General features: G+C 31.4%; 21 protein-coding genes. 19 read left to right on the top strand and 2 right to left on the bottom strand.

Annotation, left to right across the window (positions count from 1 at the left end):
- The first annotated feature begins 3 nt into the window (after positions 1-3).
- The 6 genes from F6464_RS00380 to F6464_RS00355 all read left to right on the top strand — a co-directional run bounded on the left by F6464_RS00380 (position 4) and on the right by F6464_RS00355 (position 4,370).
- Positions 4-780: an ABC transporter ATP-binding protein gene (locus F6464_RS00380; protein WP_151105770.1), complete on the top strand. Its 777-nt coding sequence runs from the start codon at positions 4-6 to the stop codon at positions 778-780.
- A 20-nt stretch (positions 781-800) separates the two neighbouring features.
- On the top strand, positions 801-1,859 hold the full coding sequence (locus tag F6464_RS00375) for an MlaD family protein (RefSeq protein WP_151105769.1): 1,059 nt from the start codon (positions 801-803) through the stop codon (positions 1,857-1,859).
- Positions 1,860-2,014: 155 nt separating this feature from the next.
- On the top strand, positions 2,015-2,362 hold the full coding sequence (locus tag F6464_RS00370; protein ID WP_151105768.1) for a DUF6799 domain-containing protein: 348 nt from the start codon (positions 2,015-2,017) through the stop codon (positions 2,360-2,362).
- A gap of 60 nt (positions 2,363-2,422) precedes the next feature.
- Entirely contained in the window at positions 2,423-3,700 is a 1,278-nt protein-coding gene (locus tag F6464_RS00365; RefSeq protein ID WP_151105767.1) for an NRAMP family divalent metal transporter, read from the top strand.
- Between the two features lie 41 nt (positions 3,701-3,741).
- Complete coding sequence (locus F6464_RS00360) at positions 3,742-3,972, top strand: hypothetical protein (protein WP_151105766.1); 231 nt, start codon at positions 3,742-3,744, stop codon at positions 3,970-3,972.
- A 5-nt stretch (positions 3,973-3,977) separates the two neighbouring features.
- Positions 3,978-4,370 carry a hypothetical protein gene (locus F6464_RS00355; RefSeq protein ID WP_151105765.1) on the top strand — a complete coding sequence of 131 codons (393 nt, stop codon included), beginning with the start codon at positions 3,978-3,980 and terminating at the stop codon, positions 4,368-4,370.
- A gap of 13 nt (positions 4,371-4,383) precedes the next feature.
- Here F6464_RS00355 and F6464_RS00350 read toward each other — a convergent pair whose 3' ends face one another.
- Positions 4,384-5,739 (bottom strand): MBL fold metallo-hydrolase RNA specificity domain-containing protein, encoded by a 1,356-nt coding sequence (locus F6464_RS00350; protein WP_151105764.1) that lies wholly within the window; start codon positions 5,737-5,739, stop codon positions 4,384-4,386.
- Between the two features lie 2 nt (positions 5,740-5,741).
- A complete protein-coding gene (locus F6464_RS00345; RefSeq protein ID WP_151105763.1) occupies positions 5,742-6,572 on the bottom strand; it encodes an ATP cone domain-containing protein in 831 nt (276 codons plus the stop codon).
- A gap of 293 nt (positions 6,573-6,865) precedes the next feature.
- On the opposite strand from F6464_RS00345, the gene F6464_RS00340 reads away from it, so the two are divergent.
- The 13 genes from F6464_RS00340 to F6464_RS00280 all read left to right on the top strand — a co-directional run bounded on the left by F6464_RS00340 (position 6,866) and on the right by F6464_RS00280 (position 18,597).
- Positions 6,866-8,293, top strand: a complete 1,428-nt coding sequence (locus tag F6464_RS00340; RefSeq protein WP_151105762.1) for an L-serine ammonia-lyase — start codon at positions 6,866-6,868, stop codon at positions 8,291-8,293.
- Between the two features lie 197 nt (positions 8,294-8,490).
- On the top strand, positions 8,491-8,793 hold the full coding sequence (ureA, locus tag F6464_RS00335) for an urease subunit gamma (protein WP_151105761.1): 303 nt from the start codon (positions 8,491-8,493) through the stop codon (positions 8,791-8,793).
- Positions 8,794-8,819: 26 nt separating this feature from the next.
- On the top strand, positions 8,820-9,137 hold the full coding sequence (ureB, locus tag F6464_RS00330; protein WP_151105760.1) for an urease subunit beta: 318 nt from the start codon (positions 8,820-8,822) through the stop codon (positions 9,135-9,137).
- Between the two features lie 5 nt (positions 9,138-9,142).
- Positions 9,143-10,864, top strand: coding sequence for an urease subunit alpha (gene ureC, locus F6464_RS00325; protein WP_151105759.1), 1,722 nt, complete (start codon positions 9,143-9,145; stop codon positions 10,862-10,864).
- Between the two features lie 45 nt (positions 10,865-10,909).
- A complete protein-coding gene (gene ureE, locus F6464_RS00320) occupies positions 10,910-11,413 on the top strand; it encodes an urease accessory protein UreE (RefSeq protein ID WP_151105758.1) in 504 nt (167 codons plus the stop codon).
- Entirely contained in the window at positions 11,406-12,092 is a 687-nt protein-coding gene (locus F6464_RS00315) for an urease accessory protein UreF (protein ID WP_151105757.1), read from the top strand. Before ureE ends, F6464_RS00315 begins: the two co-directional genes overlap by 8 nt.
- Positions 12,093-12,118: 26 nt before the next feature.
- A complete protein-coding gene (gene ureG / locus F6464_RS00310) occupies positions 12,119-12,757 on the top strand; it encodes an urease accessory protein UreG (protein WP_151105756.1) in 639 nt (212 codons plus the stop codon).
- The gene (locus F6464_RS00305; protein WP_151105755.1) at positions 12,754-13,551 is read left to right on the top strand and encodes an urease accessory protein UreD; all 798 of its coding nucleotides are present in this window, start codon (positions 12,754-12,756) and stop codon (positions 13,549-13,551) included. Before ureG ends, F6464_RS00305 begins: the two co-directional genes overlap by 4 nt.
- On the top strand, positions 13,541-14,242 hold the full coding sequence (locus F6464_RS00300) for a hypothetical protein (protein ID WP_151105754.1): 702 nt from the start codon (positions 13,541-13,543) through the stop codon (positions 14,240-14,242). The genes F6464_RS00305 and F6464_RS00300 overlap by 11 nt, the downstream gene beginning before the upstream one ends.
- 102 nt (positions 14,243-14,344) lie before the next feature.
- A complete protein-coding gene (locus tag F6464_RS00295) occupies positions 14,345-15,316 on the top strand; it encodes a YeiH family protein (protein WP_151105753.1) in 972 nt (323 codons plus the stop codon).
- Between the two features lie 156 nt (positions 15,317-15,472).
- Positions 15,473-16,291, top strand: coding sequence for a 3-methyl-2-oxobutanoate hydroxymethyltransferase (gene panB, locus F6464_RS00290; RefSeq protein ID WP_151105752.1), 819 nt, complete (start codon positions 15,473-15,475; stop codon positions 16,289-16,291).
- 188 nt (positions 16,292-16,479) lie between these two features.
- A complete protein-coding gene (locus tag F6464_RS00285) occupies positions 16,480-17,169 on the top strand; it encodes an RluA family pseudouridine synthase (RefSeq protein WP_191963299.1) in 690 nt (229 codons plus the stop codon).
- Between the two features lie 63 nt (positions 17,170-17,232).
- The gene (locus F6464_RS00280; protein WP_151105750.1) at positions 17,233-18,597 is read left to right on the top strand and encodes a DUF5723 family protein; all 1,365 of its coding nucleotides are present in this window, start codon (positions 17,233-17,235) and stop codon (positions 18,595-18,597) included.
- Positions 18,598-18,640: the final 43 nt, after the last annotated feature.

The raw sequence follows: 18,640 nt of genomic DNA, 5'->3' as shown, positions 1-18,640 counted from the left end.
ACAATGTTAATTGAAAAAAATATAAAGCAAAAAAAAATTGAAACTAATTATCAACAAACTATTATTGAATTCAAAAATGTATATAAATCATTTGGTAAAAATGATGTATTAAAGGGGTTTAATCTTTCAGTTAAAAAAGGAGAAAACGTAGTGATTCTTGGAAAATCGGGTTCAGGAAAATCAGTTGCAATAAAATGTTTAGTAGGATTGATCAAAGTTGATAAAGGCGAAATTTATATTTTTAATACTGATATTACGAAACTAAATATTTATGAACTCAATAAAGTGAGAATGAATATTGGATTTCTTTTTCAAAATGGTGCTTTGTACGATTCGATGACCGTTAAAGAAAATTTAGCTTTTACACTCAAACACCACTCAAAAAATTTAAATCAAAACGAAATAGAAAATGCCATTAATGAAGCATTAGAAGATGTTGGATTGAAAGAAGCGATTGATAAAATGCCATCGGAATTATCAGGTGGAATGAAAAAAAGAATTGGACTATCAAGAGCTTTAATTATTCAACCGGAAATTATTTTATATGACGAACCAACATCAGGTTTAGATACTATTACATCGAGAGAAATTGATGAATTAATATTAAAAATTCAGAAAAAAGGAAAGACAACATCCGTTATTATTACACACGATTTGGCTTGTGCCAAAATAACAGGAGATAGAATTCTAATTATTCGTGATGGGATAATTTATGCCGAAGGAAGTTTTGAATCACTTAAAAACAGTGATGACAATTGGGTTCGTTCTTTTTTTATTTAATTTAAAAAAAATCAAAAAAAATGAATACAGAATCAGGAAGTAAATGGAAACTAGGAATGTTTGTAATTATTGGTGTTTTACTATTTATAATTACAATATATTTTATTGGAAAAAACAGAAATTTATTTGGTTCAACATTCAATTTAAAATCAGAATTCAAAAACGTAAGTGGCCTTAAAGTAGGTAGCAATGTTCGCTTATCCGGAATCAATATAGGAACTGTAAACAAGATTGAATTCATTTCAGACTCGCTGGTTCTTGTAAAACTGTTAATAAAAGATGAGGTGCAACAATATATTAAAACCGATGCTACTGCAAGCATTGGTTCTGACGGTTTAGTTGGTGATAAAGTGCTTATTATATCACCGGGAACAACCTCTAAAAAAATCGTGAAAAATAATGCCTATATCATGTCAAATCGTACAATCGAACTTGAAGATATTATGAACAGCGTTAAAAAAAGTGCTGATAATGCTGAAATAATTACGCATCAATTGGCAGATTTTAGTTTTAAAATGAATGACAATAAAGGCATTTTATCTAAAATAATGACCAATCAAAATTTTTCCAATAGTATTGAAAGATCTTTATCAAACCTAGAAATAATTACCAAAGAAATAGCAAACTTTACTCCAAAGATGAACAATCCTAATAGTGCCGTTTCAAAATTGTTTACCGATAAAAATTTTGCTAACGGATTAGACATTACAAATTCAAACTTGCAAAAGAGTTCAAATGATTTAGCTGTTTTCACATCCAAAATAAATAATGAAAATAATGTTTTTACAAAATTAATGACCGATGAAACCTATGCGAAAAATCTTGAATCAATTCTAAAAAATTTAGAAAAAAGTTCCAATGAATTTGCTGAATTTACTTCTAAAATAAATGATGAAAGCAATGTTTTATCTAAATTAATAGACAATAAAAGATTAGGAAAATCTATTGATTCTACTATTACCAAACTTGAAAATAGTGCTAAAGGACTAAAAGAACTTGAAAATGCAGCAAAAGATAATTTTTTATTAAAAGGTTATTTTAGTAAAAATAAAAAAACGCAAACAAAGAAACAAAATTGAAATCTGTAAATATTGTAATCTTTAACAATAGTTGTATAACAATATGATTTATAACAATTTTTAAATTTGAATACTATACTAAAAATAGTAATCGAGCAACAGCGAAACTGAAGACTGGGCAACAGCAGAACTGACGAAATTTTAATATATATATTATGAAAACTAATGGATTAATTTCGACAAAAACGGCATCATTTCTAACCTTGTTTATTCTTATCCTTTCAATAAGTTTAAATGCACAGACAAAAAAAGTAACAACAAATAAAGATTGTTGTATGATGAAAGAGGGCAAAATGATGATAATGAAAGACGGTAAAACCATGCCAATGGAAAAAACAATAGTAATGAAAAACGGAACAAAATGTATGGTAAATGGAGAATGTAGAATGAAGGATGGTTCAAAAATACAAATGAAAGAAGGGGATTGTATGGAAATGAGCGGAAAAATGTGCGATGAGAAAACAAAAAAGATTAAAACTAAAAAGGAAACAAAAAAACCGTGATAAAATTCTTGGATACTTTAAGATACAATTGAGATTTCACAACATTTCTGAATCATAATTATGAATATAAAATTGCCAATAAAAGGTAGATTTATTAAAATTGAAAAATTTTGGAAGCTTCTAGGACCTGGGCTTGTATCGGGAGCAAGTGATGATGATCCCTCAGGAATTGCTACTTACTCTCAAGCAGGTGCACAATTTGGATTATCTACTCTTTGGACTGCAATTATTGCTTTTCCTTTAATGGCAATTATTCAACAAATGTGTGCAAGAATTGGAATAGTTACTTCTCAAGGATTAACAGGCACGCTTAAACAACACTACTCTAGACCGATCTTATATTTAATGCTTCTATTTAGTTTTCCAGCAATTATTATGAACATTGGTGCAGATATTGCTGGTATGGGTGCTGTAGGAAATATGCTTTTTCCATCTATTGATGCAACTTTTTTTAGTGTTGTTTTTACGATCATACTTTTAGGTCTAATTATTTATCTCCCCTATCAAAAAATAGCATCAACTTTAAAATATTTGTGCATTGTTATGTTAGTTTATTTTGTTGTTCCTTTTCTTTATAAACAAGATTTTAATGAAATTATTCAAGCCACTTTTATACCAACAATAAAATTTGAAAAACATTTTATTGCAATTATTGTTGGAATATTAGGCACTACAATTTCACCATACTTATTTTTTTGGCAAGCATCTGTTGAAGTAGAGGAAATGAAAAATAAAAACAAACATATTATTGTAAACAAAAAAATTATTCATGAAATAAATCAAGATGTAGATTTTGGAATGACATTTTCAGGGTTGGTAATGTATTTTATTATATTAACAACAGGGACAGTATTGTTCAAAGGTGGTATACATCAAATTGACACTGTTGAACAAGCTGCTGTTGCATTAAAACCTCTTGCTGGTAATTTAGCATATCTGCTTTTTGCAATTGGGGTAATTGGCACCGGACTTATTGCTATTCCTGTATTAAGTGGTTCATTATCCTATATTTTCACAGAAACTTTTGGCTGGGAACAGGGTTTAAATAAAAAATTTCATGAAGCAAAGGGATTTTATTTAATTATTGCCATTTCTTTAATTTTAGGTCTATCTCTAAACTATATAGGGATTTCACCAATTAACGCATTAATATATACAGCAATTCTTTATGGGTTGACAGCACCTGTTCTAATCGCAATAATTTTACACATTGCCAATAATAAAAAAATAATGGGGAAAAATGTTAATAATGTTATGACAAATATTCTTGGGTTTTTAGCATTTTTAATAATGACATTAGCCGCTGGAATTTTAATTTATTTACAATTTATAGAATAACTTTTTTTAATTAAAATTTTACAAAAGTAAAAAATTATAAAATGAAAACATTAAACAAATTAAATGCCGATATTCTAAATATTACAATGACTATTCGAGATGAATATCCAGAATTGTTAAAATATTTAGATGAAATACCAGTACCTATTTCTGAAGAAAAAAATCCTGAAATAAGTAATAAGATCTTACAAGATTATTATAATTCTTTAGAAATGCTTTTAAAAAAATATGCTCCAAACCATCAAAGTGTTTCAACTAAATCAAATAATTAGAAAAAATGAAATCAATAAAAAAACTTGGTATTTGGATGGATCATTCAATAGCTCATTTAATCGAATTTTCAGAAAATTCTTTTGAAATAGAAACTATCGAAACCAAATTTACTCACGAAGAAAAAGAGAAAAGTCTAGCAAAAGGTGAAAGTTTTATGCACAATAAAGAAAAACAATTACTTTCAGATTATTACAAGAAAATAGCAAAAATAATTTTGAACTATAATAAAGTTTTACTTTTTGGTCCAACAAGTGCCAAAACAGAATTATTTAATATTTTGAAAGAAGATGATCGTTTTGCAAAGATTAAAATCTATATCAAAGAAACTGATAAAATGAATGCTTATCAAAGAGAGCGTTTTATAATTGAACATTTTTCTAGTCCGTTGTACAAATAAAAATAAAAAATATTTACAACTCAATCTCTTGACCCATCAAAGGAACAGTACAATCAAAACCATATTGCTCCTTAATTTTTATGCGAAGTTCATCTGCTGGTTGATTTTCTCCATGAACCAAAAACACTTTTTTGGGTTTTGCTTTTAATTCAGAAAGCCAATTCAACAACCCTTTTTGATCGGCATGGGCAGATAAACTCTCTATCTCTAAAATGTTAGCTTTTACATCATAATATCTCCCGTAAATTTTTATTTCTTTTGCGCCTTCCAATAATTTTCTGCCTCGAGTTCCTTCAGCCTGGTAACCAATTATGATTACTGTAGTTTCAGGTAAACCAATATATTGTTCTAAATAACTTAAAACTCTACCGCCAGTTATCATTCCGCTAGCCGCAATAACTACTTTAGGTTGTTTGTTGTAAATGGTATCAATAGTTTCTTGGTAATCCGTAATCATGGTAAACATTTTACACATCGCAACAAATTGTTCTTCGGGAAGTTTGTGCCAATTTCTATTATTAGAAAAAACATCAAGTACTTTAATTCCCATTGGAGTATCAATAATATATGGAATATTAGGAATTTTACCTTCTTCTTTAAGCAACCAAAGTAAATACATAACCGTTTGGGCGCGTTCTACAGCAAAACTTGGAATAATAATTGAACCTCCTTTTAGAACAGTACTATTAATGCACATTTCTAATTCTGCCATTACATCAGTATCTGGATGCAATCTATTACCGTACGTGCTTTCTAAAAAAATATAATCTGCCTTTTTTGGTTTTACTGGTGCAAATACTAATAAATCATTATCTCGACCAATATCTCCAGAAAAAACTAACGTTTTATTTTCAAGTGACAATTCAATTGTACATGCCCCAATAATGTGTCCAGCATTACTATAAACTGCTGAAATTTCAGCATCAAGATTAATGATTTCATTGGTCTTTATAATTCTAAAATGCGGAAAAACCTTTTCTGCTTGTGCTACAGTATAAAGTGGTTCGGCAATATCGTGTTTAGAATAATGCTCTTCGTTGGCTTTATTGGCCTCTTCTTCCTGAATTTTTGCACTATCTAGCAATATTAATTTTGTGATGTCTTTTGTAGGACTCGTGCAGTAAATTTTGCCTTCAAATCCTTGATTAACAAGTCGAGGTAACCAACCACAATGATCCAAATGTCCATGTGTGAGCAATACAAAATCGATGCTTGATGGCAGAATTGGTAATGGTTCCCAGTTAAGTTCTCGTAGAGGCTTTATGCCTTGAAATTGTCCGCAATCTATCAAAATTCGGATGCCATTACTTTCTACTAATGTTTTTGAACCTGTTACAGTTCCTGCTCCTCCAATAAATTTGATTTTCATGATTATATGTATTTACATAATTCTAGTGCTTCTTTTTGGACGTTTTTAATTCTAAAATTACTTAATCCTATTTTTTCTAAACTTTCAGAATTGTTAATTAATTCTTTAACTAAAATGATATCTAAAATCAATAGTTTTTCTTTTTCTGTAATTGATAGTGTTGTTAAACAAGTGACTGGATAAAGTTGATTATTATCAATTATAGTACTCAAATTATTGTTTTCAGGATAATCCCAACTTAAAATATGCAAATCTGAACATTTTGCAAAAGTGATAGCATCAGCTGTAAATCTATTATTGGTAACAATCCAACATTTTGAGATTTGGTCTTTATTAGAGAAAATTTGATGTAGCTTGCCTTTTAAGTCATTAAAACGAGATAAAATATACATAGGTACTTTTACATCCGAATTAGATTCTCTTCTTTCATGAAACTTACATTCTACCATTGCAATAGTATTTTCCTTTTTTAAAATGACATCAATTTCGTGCGAAATGCATTTTCCTTGTAGTACCATGTTGGTATTGGTTTGATAACTTTCCGCTGCAAATAATCTTGAAATAAATTTTTCAAAGAAAAAACCTGCTGGACCTAATAGTTCAATAGCAGTTCTTAAATTGTATCTTGCTGCATGAGAATTGGATGCTTTTTTTAATAAACTAAAAGCTAGTTTATAAATTTTTTTTGTTGGAATTCCTTCATAAATTTCTTTCTCTATACTTTTAATAACTTCATCAACTATATTCTTATTGGCACCAGATTTCATCAATGACAATTTGAGTTTACTCATGTTAAAATCTACAATATCACCTGAATGTTTGATGACTTTCATAAAAAAAAATTGAAGTTTAAAAGTATAAAGTTGGTATTTTTTATATTATATTTTTTTATATAATTACATGCTAAAGTTACATTATATACAGATTTTTTTATGATATGTATTTGATATAAAACTTTATTTAGAATTATGTAAGTCATTTATAATCAATATAGATTAAATCTGCAAATTACATGTTAAATGAATTCCCCAAACAAGTTCCAATTGGGTTATTACACAAAAAAACTATTAAATTTAATCCTTATTTTAACTTATTTCCCTACTATCTTTGTATAAAGTTCAAAGCAATGGAAGAATGTATTTCAGTATTTGATATGCTTAAAATAGGTATAGGTCCTTCTAGTTCCCATACACTTGGTCCATGGCGTGCAGCTGAGCGTTTTCTAACCGAATTAAGAAGTGAAAACATCATTCAAAAAACAATACGGGTACAAGTTGACTTATACGGTTCACTTTCATTAACTGGTAAAGGTCACGCTACCGATTTAGCAATTATGCTTGGTTTATGCGGTCAAGATCCTGAATTGATTCCAGTAGAGAATATTCCAGAAATTATTAAAAAAATTCAAGATACTAATACACTTCATTTAGGAAACTCCCATAGTATTGCATTTAATCCAGTTATAGATATTATTTTCAATAAAAACTTTCTTCCTTTTCATTCCAATGGATTGGTATTTAGAGCTTTTTTAGAAAATGGAAAAAAGCACAATGCTACATTCTATTCTATAGGAGGCGGATTTGTTGTAAAAGAAGAACGTAGTAATGCTAAAAAGAAGTTGGCTATAAAATGTGCTTTTCCTTTTCCTATTGAAAATGCTGAAATGCTACTGGCCTATACAATTTCTGAACAAAAAAAAATATCAGAGATTGTTTATGCAAATGAATTATCGATGCGTTCAGAAAAACAAGTACACCAAGAAATAATGCGAATATGGTACACCATGTTAGAAAGTATGTACATAGGCTGTCACTCTGAGGGTATTCTTCCAGGTGGTTTAAACGTTCGCCGTAGGGCTTTTGACATGCATCAAAACCTAATTGGATTGGCTAATTATGATTCCCCTCAATCATGGTTAGAAGAAATTAGAAAAACAGAAGTAAAGTTCCGCCAAATCTTAAAATGGGTAAGCTGTTTTGCATTGGCTGTAAATGAAGTCAATGCAGCTCTTGGACGAGTTGTAACCGCACCTACTAATGGAAGTGCTGGAGTAATTCCTGCTGTTTTAATGTATTATTTAGTGATAGAAAATCATAAGGCTGACGAAGAGCAAATCAAACAATTTTTGATGGTTGCTAGCGAAATTGGTAGTATTTTTAAAAAAGGAGCTACTATTTCAGCCGCTATGGGTGGGTGTCAAGCCGAAATTGGTGTTTCATCAGCAATGGCAGCGGCGGCTTTATGTGAAGTTATGGGTGGAACTCCAGAACAAGTTTTAATAGCCGCTGAAATAGCAATGGAACATCATTTGGGATTAACCTGTGACCCTATTGGCGGTTTGGTTCAAATTCCTTGTATCGAGCGCAATACTATGGGAGCAATCAAAGCAATTAACGCAGCCGAATTAGCATTAGAAACCAATCCAAATAATGCAAAAGTACCATTAGACAAAGTAATTGATACGATGTGGCAAACTGCAAAAGATATGAACACAAAATACAAAGAAACCTCTGAAGGCGGTTTAGCAGTTGCAGTCAATATGTCGGATTGTTAATAGTTAACTATCTTAGATTTTATAAAATAGGATATAGTATATGAAATACATATTTATCAATTAAACATTTCAATTTTGTAAATAATACAGTTTTTAAACCATGAAATAAACTATTCGACAAAAAGCATTCAATAAAAATAATATTTGTATTCTTTTTATTATTTTTAAACTTTTAAAATAATAAACCTAAAAGATATATGCATCTTTCACCAAGAGAAACCGAAAAATTATTGCTACACTTAGCAGGAGAACTTGCAGAAAAACGAAAAGCAAGAGGTTTAAAATTAAATTATCCCGAAGCCATTGCGCTAATTAGTTCTAGACTACAAGAAGCCATTCGTGATGGAAAATCTGTTGCAGAACTCATGCAATATGGGGCAACTATTTTAACAAAAGATGATGTTATGGAGGGTATTTCCGAAATGATTCACGATATTCAAGTAGAAGGTACTTTTCCTGATGGAACTAAGCTAGTTACAGTTCATGAACCTATTCGATAAATTCCAAATTTTTAAAAAAATTAATTATGATACCAGGAGAATATATTTTAAAAGAAGGAACTATCGAATGTAATGTCGGTCGGGCAACTACTAAAGTGACAGTTGTAAATACTGGAGACAGACCCGTACAAATTGGTTCTCACTTTCATTTTTTTGAAGTGAACTCCCAAATGCAATTTGATAGGTCAAAAGCATTTGGTATGCGATTAAATATTGCCGCAGCAACAGCAGTTCGATTTGAACCAGGGGAAGAAAAAGAAGTAGAGCTGGTCGCTTTTGGTGGAGAAAAATTAATCTACGGTTTCAATAATTTGGTTAACGGAAGTGTAGCAATTCAAAAATAAAAAGGATGAGTTTAGAAATAAGCAGATTAAAATATGCCAATATGTATGGTCCAACAACTGGTGATAAGGTTCGCTTGGGTGATACTGAATTGTTTATAGAAATTGAAAAAGATTTTACCGTTTATGGTGATGAAGCTAAATTTGGTGGAGGTAAAACAATTCGTGACGGAATGGCACAATCGGCAAGAGCCACAAGAGCTGAAGGCGTTTTAGATTTTGTTATTACTAGCGTCATGATCATTGACCATTGGGGAATTGTTAAAGCCGACATTGGTATAAAAAACGGAAAAATAGTTGGTATTGGAAAGGCTGGCAACCCAGATACAATGGATGGAATTACTCCAAATATGATTATTGGCGCATCTACAGAAGTTCATGGTGGAGCAGGTTTGATTGCTACTGCTGGCGGTATTGATACACACATTCATTTTATATGTCCACAACAAATAGATCATGCGTTATTTAGCGGAATAACAACCATGTTAGGTGGTGGTACCGGACCTGCCGATGGAACCAATGCTACAACAGTAACCCCAGGAGCCTGGAATTTACAACGCATGTTAGAGGCTGCCGACTCCTACCCTATGAATTTAGGTTTTTATGGTAAAGGAAACTGTGCTTCTTTAGACCCTTTAGAAGAGCAAATAGAAGCGGGCGCACTTGGACTTAAAATTCATGAAGATTGGGGAAGTACTTCATCTGTAATTGATGCAGCTTTAACAATTGCTGATAAACATGATGTTCAAATTGCTATTCATACGGACACATTAAATGAAATGGGGTTCTTAGAAGACACCATAAAAGCTATAGATGGTAGAGTAATTCATACCTTCCATACTGAAGGCGCTGGTGGCGGTCATGCTCCCGATATCATTAAAGCGGCAATGTATACGTATGTATTGCCTTCATCTACAAATCCAACAAGGCCCTTTACAGTAAATACGATTGATGAGCATCTAGATATGTTGATGGTTTGCCATCATTTAGATAAAAATGTTCCTGAAGATGTCTCTTTTGCCGATAGTCGAATTCGTCCTGAAACCATTGCTGCTGAGGATATTCTTCATGATATGGGCGTATTTAGTATGATGAGTTCAGATTCTCAAGCTATGGGTAGAGTAGCTGAAGTTATTACTAGAACTTGGCAAACCGCTCATAAGATGAAAGTACAAAGAGGTCCATTAACTGAAGACCTAGAAAATAACAACGATAATTTTAGAGTAAAAAGGTACATTGCAAAATATACCATAAATCCTGCAATTTCTCATGGTATCAGTGAATATGTTGGTTCTCTAGAATCAGGAAAACTTGCTGATATTGTGTTGTGGAAACCATCAATGTTTGGCGTAAAACCTGAAATGATAATTAAGGGTGGAATGATTATCGCCTCTCGAATGGGAGATCCGAATGCCTCTATACCTACTCCACAACCTGTGATTTATCGTCATATGTTTGGGGCAAGTAACAAGGGTATTTTCAATACGTGTATCACTTTTGTTTCTAAAGTATCTTTAGAAAAAAATATTGTTCAAAGTTATGGTTTACAAAAAATAGTTTTACCAGTAAAAAATTGCCGAAACATCTCTAAGAAAGATTTAATTCATAATGATAAAACACCACAAATTGATGTAAATCCTGAAAACTATCAAGTTAAAGTTGATGGAGAAATAATTACCTGTGAACCCATGAAAGAATTGCCTTTAGCGCAAAGATATTTCTTATTTTAACCTAACTCTATTGGTTTTCTTACTTAAAATTTAAAGAATTCTGTAATGCTAATTCAACAAAAAATTGGAAATATTAAGGATTATCCAAACAATACTAAAACTATTGATTGGCTTAAATTGCAATGGTTTGAATCCAATAAACGCATCCAAAGAAAACATACAGAATCAGGTCTAGAAATTGCAATTAAATTTTTACAAGAAAATCCAAATTTAACTCAAGGTGATATTTTGTTTGAAGATGAAAAAACCATTATTGCTATTGAAGTTTTGCCATGTGAATGCATTGTAGTAGCACCAAAAAACATGTTCGAAATGGCTAGCGTTTGTTATGAAATTGGCAATAAACACCTACCGCTCTTTTTTGATAAAGAAGAACTGCTAGTGCCTAATGAAATGCCATTATTCAAATTATTACTTTCTCAAGGCTATGTCGTGAAACAGGAACAGCGCAAATTAGTACAACCATTAAAAACAACCGTTGCTCCACATGGCAGCACGAATGAGACTTTATTTACTAAAATCATGAAGCTCACAGCAACACATGAATAAAGCACTAATTTCTTTACTGCATTTAACCGATCCTAATTTACCTATTGGAGGATTCTCCCATTCGGCTGGACTAGAAACCTATGTGCAACAAGGTTTGGTAAAAGACAAATCAAGTGCTTTACAATTTGTAGTAGAAATGCTATCTCAAAATTTGCGTTATACAGATGCTGCTTTTGTTTCGTTAGTTTATGAAGCTACAATGAAAAATGATTTAAAAGAAATTCTTCGGTTTGACGAGCATTGCACAGCTCTAAAACTCCCCAAAGAAATGAGAGTTGCCAGTAATAAATTGGGCTTGCGATTGATGAAAATATTTCAGCCATCCAATAAAAATGAACTCATTAATGATTACGCTTTGGCAATAAAAAACCAAAAAGCTCTTGGCCATTATTGTATTTCTTTTGCAATGTATGCATCTACATTGTCCATTTCGAAAGAAGATACGCTAAGTGGCTTTTATTATAATGCTGCTGTTGGTTTTGTAACCAATGCCGTTAAATTAGTTCCGCTTAGTCAGCAAAGTGGACAAGAAATTTTATTTGAAATTCAAGATTTGATTGAAGAATTAGTTCAACAAACAGTAACTCCTGATATTGATTTAATTGGAATGTGCTGTTCTGGTTTTGATATCAAAAGTATGCAACACGAAAGATTGTATTCGAGATTGTATATGTCCTAAAAAATTAAACTTTTAAAAAAAATTAAATGAGCGAAAGAAGCTATATAAAAATTGGTGTTGCAGGTCCTGTTGGTTCTGGTAAAACAGCATTAATTGAACGTTTGAGTAGAAAATTGGCTAATGAATATAGCATTGGAGTAATAACCAATGATATTTATACTAAAGAAGATGCTGAGTTTTTAACACAAAACAGCTTGTTACCAAAAGAACGTATCATTGGCGTAGAAACAGGCGGTTGTCCGCATACTGCGATTCGAGAAGACGCCAGTATGAATTTAGAAGCTGTCGAGGAAATGGCGAATCGTTTTGCCGATATTGAAATTATTTTTATTGAAAGTGGTGGCGATAACTTGTCGGCGACCTTTAGCCCAGATTTAGCAGATGTAACTATTTTTGTAATTGATGTTGCTGAAGGTGATAAAATACCTAGAAAAGGTGGTCCAGGTATTACAAGAAGTGATTTATTAGTAATTAATAAAATAGATTTAGCTCCTTATGTCAATGCAGATTTAGGCGTAATGGAGCGTGATGCCAAAAAAATGCGAAATGGAAACCCTTTTGTATTCACAAACTTAATGAGTTTACAAGGCTTAGAAGAAGTTATTGGATGGATTAAAAAATATGCTTTACTAGAAGAAGTCGAAGAACCAAAATTGTTGCGATGATTGCAAAAATTAATATTCACACTACACTTCAAAACGGTATTACAAAACTAGGGAATTGTTATTTTTCTCCACCGTTTAAAGTAATGAATATAACCGAAGATAAAAAAGCAAACCATCTGAATCTCATGTTAATGAATTCATCACCTGGGATTTTAGACGAAGATGCCTTTGAAATTAAAATTGAAGTAGTCGAAAATGGTTCACTTCAACTGCATTCACAATCCTATCAGCGATTGTTTACCATGACAAAAGGAGCGGTTCAAGAAATGGAGATTAAATGCAATGCTAATTCGTCATTTACCTACTTGCCTCATCCTTCTGTTCCGCATAAAGATTCCATATTTAAAGCAAAAAATAAGATTTATCTTAGCAATAATTGCAAACTAATTTGGGGAGAAATCATAACTTGCGGAAGAACATTAAAAGACGAGGTTTTTACTTTTTCAAAATACCACAATAGCACAGAAATATTTTTGAATCATAGACTTATCATTAAAGAAAATATTGTCATGCATCCTTCATTCATAAATCCATCAAAAATGGGTCAACTCGAAGGGTATACTCATCAAGCCAGTATAATAATTATTGACGAAACAATCGATACTGATTTTTTTACCAATGTTGTGAATGACTATTTACAACAACAAATTGAAATTAGTTTTGGAGTTTCGACAACTCATACTAATGGAATTATAATTAGAATTTTAGGCTATAAAGGCGAACCTTTATTTAATTATTTGAATCATATTGCTCAATTAACTAAAACCATCAAAACACCAATTTATGCAACATGAGTTTCAAATAGTACTTACAGCTGCCATAACAATTGCTTGTTTGCACACGATTACAGGACCTGATCATTATCTGCCTTTTATTGCTTTATCTAAATCTAGAGGTTGGAGTTTTGGTAAAACACTCCTGTGGACTATTATTTGTGGTTGTGGTCATGTATGGAGTTCGGTTTTATTAGGGCTTGGCGGAGCTGCAATTGGTTGGAATTTATCTAAAATTTCATGGCTTGAAGGAGTTAGAGGTGGAATTGCAGGGTGGTTTATGCTACTTTTTGGGTTACTCTATTGTATTTGGGGCTTATACCGAACCTACAAAAATAAATCGCACAAGCATTTTGACACCTACGATGATGGAAGTATATATGTTTTTGAGCACAAACACGGCGAAACAGTTTCAATTACTGAGAGACACAAAGTTACTCCTTGGGTTATGTTTATCATTTTTTTATTAGGCCCTTGCGAACCAATGATTCCGTTACTTTTTTTTCCTGCTGCACAACATTCGTGGCAAGATATGCTAATACTTATTATTGTATATACTACTTTTACATTAGTAACCATGATTGTTATGGTGTTTCTTGGTTACTATAGCATTTCATTATTTAATACCGAAAAATTAGAAAAACACATGCATACTTTAGGAGGTTTAACGGTATTTATTTGTGGAGCTGGAATGGTATTTACGGATTGGTAATTAAAAATAATTACTTAAAGTTAAATATCAATAATATAACTAAAAATCATTAATAAACAACTAATTACAGTTGAATATAAAAATACAAATTACAAGAAAAAGATGACGACTCCTGAAGAAAATTCTTCAAAAAAAAGCATTCTAGACAAAAGTATCACTACTCGTGAAGTGATTTTTATGTTTTTTGTTGTTTTGTGTTTGTCGCCATTAATCTCACCCCCTATTGCATTGTTAATGGGATTAATCATTGCTCAATTTATTGGTCATCCCTATTTGAATTTAAATCATAAAGCCACTCATATTTTATTGCAAATTTCAGTAGTTGGATTGGGTTTTGGAATGAATATAAATTCGGCAATGAAAGCAGAAAAAGAAGGTATTGTCTTTACGGTACTTTCGATTGTTGGCACTTTAATCATTGGAGTTTTATTAGGTAAAGCACTTAAAATTGAAAAAAAGATTTCTTTCTTAATAGCTTCTGGAACAGCTATTTGTGGCGGAAGTGCAATTGCAGCGATCTCTCCGGTTATTAAAGCCGATGAAAAACAAATATCAGTTGCTTTAGGCACCATTTTTATTTTGAATTCTGTAGCATTAATAGTATTTCCATTTATCGGACATTATCTAAACTTAACCGAAAATCAATTTGGTTTGTGGTGTGCAATCGCTATTCATGATACCAGTTCAGTAGTTGGAGCCTCAAGCAAGTATGGTCCACATGCTTTAGAAGTAGCCACTACAGTCAAATTAGCTCGGGCGTTATGGATAATACCTATTGCTTTCTTATCGACAATTATTTTTAAAAATAAAGGAACCAAAATCAAAATTCCTTATTTTATTGGATTATTTATCCTTGCGATGATTGCTAATTCCTATTCTCCGTTAGTACAGAATTACAGTCACTATGTAACCAGTTTTGCAAAAGCCACACTAACCCTAACACTCTTTCTTATAGGATGTGGATTGTCAAGGAAAGTACTCACTTCAGTAGGTTACAAACCATTATTTCAAGGGGTTGTTTTATGGATAATTATATCTATTTCAACTTTATTGAGTATTTTAACTTTGGTTTAATTTCTACTATTTGATTCTTCAGTTTTTTTACAGCTAGATTTTTATTCCGATAGATAGTAATACTAATTTAAAATTATCATTTACTAATTTAATTTTTGTCTGTGCTACTCAACCCAATACAATTTTAGTACTTTTACCATCTTAAATACATCTATTATGTCTGTTTCAAAAAAGGATTACAAAAGAATTACTACCAAATCACTCATTGAAATGAAAGCAAATGGTGAGAAGATATCTATGCTTACCGCTTATGATTATACTATGGCAAAAATTGTAGACACAGCTGGTGTAGATGTCATTCTAGTAGGAGATTCTGCTTCGAATGTTATGGCAGGACATGAAACTACTTTACCTATTACTTTAGATCAAATGATTTATCATGCATCGGGTGTAGTTAGAGCAATTTCAAGAGCATTAGTTGTTGTTGATTTGCCTTTTGGAAGTTATCAGTCAGACTCTAAAGCTGCTTTACGCTCCGCAATTCGAATCATGAAAGAAAGTGGCGGTCACGCTGTGAAGCTTGAAGGCGGAAGTGAGATTAAAGATTCTATAAAAAAAATATTAAACGCTGGTATTCCTGTAATGGGACATTTAGGTTTAACTCCACAATCTATTTATAAATTTGGCACTTACACGGTTCGTGCCAAAGAAGATCAAGAAGCTGAAAAATTGATTGAAGATGCAAAATTACTCGAAAGTTTAGGCTGTTTTGCTCTAGTTGTTGAGAAAATCCCTGCTGACTTAGCCGAAAAAGTAGCACAAAGTATTTCTATTCCTGTTATTGGAATTGGTGCTGGCGGAGGTGTTGACGGACAAGTACTTGTAATTCACGATATGCTAGGCATGAATAACGAATTTAGCCCAAGATTTTTAAGACGCTATATGAATTTATTCGAAGGTATGACTTCTGCAATCGGTCAATATGTTGCTGACATAAAATCGAGAGATTTTCCAAATGAGAAAGAGCAATATTAGTTTAGAATCAAAGATTAATTAGACTACTTAGATTTCTAGAATTATTAATAAAATTAATAAATTATAATCTTTATTTCTTCAACTTTTTGAAATTATAAAATTGACTCCTAAATTTAAATCTTACTATAAAAATCTAAAAAGTCTAAAAATCTAAAAAGTCTAAAAATCTAAGAAGTCTAAAAATCCAAATGAAAATCCTTTCCAACAAAAACAACCTCCAAATTCTTCACGAAGACAATCATATTATTATTGTTAATAAGCGTGTTGGAGATATTGTACAAGGAGATAAAACAGGAGACAAACCATTAAGTGAAGTTGTTAAAGAATACATTAAAGATAAGTACAATAAATCTGGAGAAGTTTTTCTAGGGGTTGTTCATCGTTTAGATCGTCCAACAACAGGAATCGTTCTTTTTGCTAGAACTAGCAAAGCATTAACGCGAATGAATGAATTATTTAGCAATCGAGAAACTCAGAAGACCTATTGGGCAGTCGTTAAAAATAAACCTCAAAATCCTGAAGACAAACTTATTCATTATCTAAAACGAAACGAGAAAAATAATACTTCTAAAGCACATTTAAAAGAAGTGCCTGAAAGTAAAATTGCCAGTTTAGAGTATAAAATCATCAAAGAATTAAACAATTATTTCGCTTTAGAAATTAATTTACACACGGGTCGCCATCACCAAATTCGTGCTCAACTTGCTGTGATTGGATCTCCAATTAAAGGCGACTTAAAATATGGTTTTGACCGAAGTAATCCAGATGGAGGCATTCATCTTCATGCAAGAAAATTAGTTTTTACACATCCCGTTACAAAGGAAAATATTGAAATTATAGCACCAGTACCAAATGATGTTATTTGGAATGCTATTTAAATAAAAAAAATGTATTTTTACATTTAAGATATATTTAACAATCAATCACTAAATCTAATTTAAATGAAAAAGCCACTCCTACTTCTCTTAAGCCTACAATTTTTTGTTGTTTCAGCACAAGACCATTTATCTGGAATAAATACTTCTAAAAGAATTGGTTTACTCAATGTGAGCAATAATCCAGCTGAACTTTCAAATTTAAGTTCTAAGTATGAAGTCAATCTTTTTTCTGTAAGTACTATAGTTTCAAATAATATTGTTGGATTTAATGATATTGTTGATGGGGAAAATTTAGAAGACCTATTATTCAAAGGTGAAAAACCTGTAAATTTTAGATTAGATTCTGAAATTTACGGTCCTGGATTTGCCATGCGATTAAAAAAATGGTCTTTTGGTTTTAATACCAAAGGATATATTAAAGCATCAGTTGTAGATGTAAACCCTAGCTTAGGAGATGCTATCCTTAATCAAGCTATCCAATCTATTGGAGGAGAACCTACAAAAATAAAAAATGACTATAATCAAAGATTAAACGGAACAACTTGGGGAGAAGTTGGTCTTTCGGTTGCTAGAAATTTATATGCTACTGATACAAAAAAATTTAGTGCTGGTGTAACCTTAAAACTACTGTTTCCTGGTTCGTATGCTAATTTTGGTGTAAGTCAGTTTACTGGAACTATAACTAATAATACAACTGAGCAAACCATCAGAAATGCAACTGCCAATGTCAATTTTGCTTATTCAGGAAATCTTGCCAACAGTTTTGTAGATTTTAGTGACTATTCGAAATCTGTTTTTGGCGGCTTAAGCGGCTATGCAGCTGATTTTGGGATAAACTATCAATGGAAAAATAAAGATAAAGAAGAATATAAACTGAATATTGGAGCTGCAGTAAAAAATATAGGTTCGATGACATTTAAATCGGATAATAATTCTTCCATAAATTATGATTTAAAAATACCAAGATTACCTCTACCAAATACTCAATTTTTAGACTTAAATAAATTCACAAATATTGAAAGTTTGCAAGAAATTGAAAAACTACTTATTAACGAAGGATTTTTAACTAAAACAGATGGCGGAAATGCCAATTTTAAAGTAAATCTACCTACTGTATTTTCAGGATATGCAGATATAAAAGTAATTTCAAAGTTTTATCTTACGCTTTACACCCAACAAAAACTGAATGACAATGGCAAAAACGATCAAATTATTACCCAAAATGTTGTATCGGTAACTCCAAGATTTTCCTTTAAAAATTACGAGTTATTTTCTTCTTGGGCTGATAATGAAATATCAGGAACTACAGGTGGTTTTGGTTTAAGAATTTGTGGTTTTTATTTGGGTTCTAGCTCAATACTAACCGCATTAACAAGTGATACCAAGCAAGCCGACTTTTATATTGGTTTTCAATATGGTCTTCGATAAAAATATATTCTAACTTGTAATATAAATTCTAAAAATAATTAAA

The organism is Flavobacterium luteum, assembly GCF_008806775.1.
In the GTDB taxonomy this organism is placed as follows: Bacteria; Bacteroidota; Bacteroidia; order Flavobacteriales; family Flavobacteriaceae; genus Flavobacterium; species Flavobacterium luteum.
This window is presented reverse-complemented; position numbering and strand designations above follow the sequence as displayed.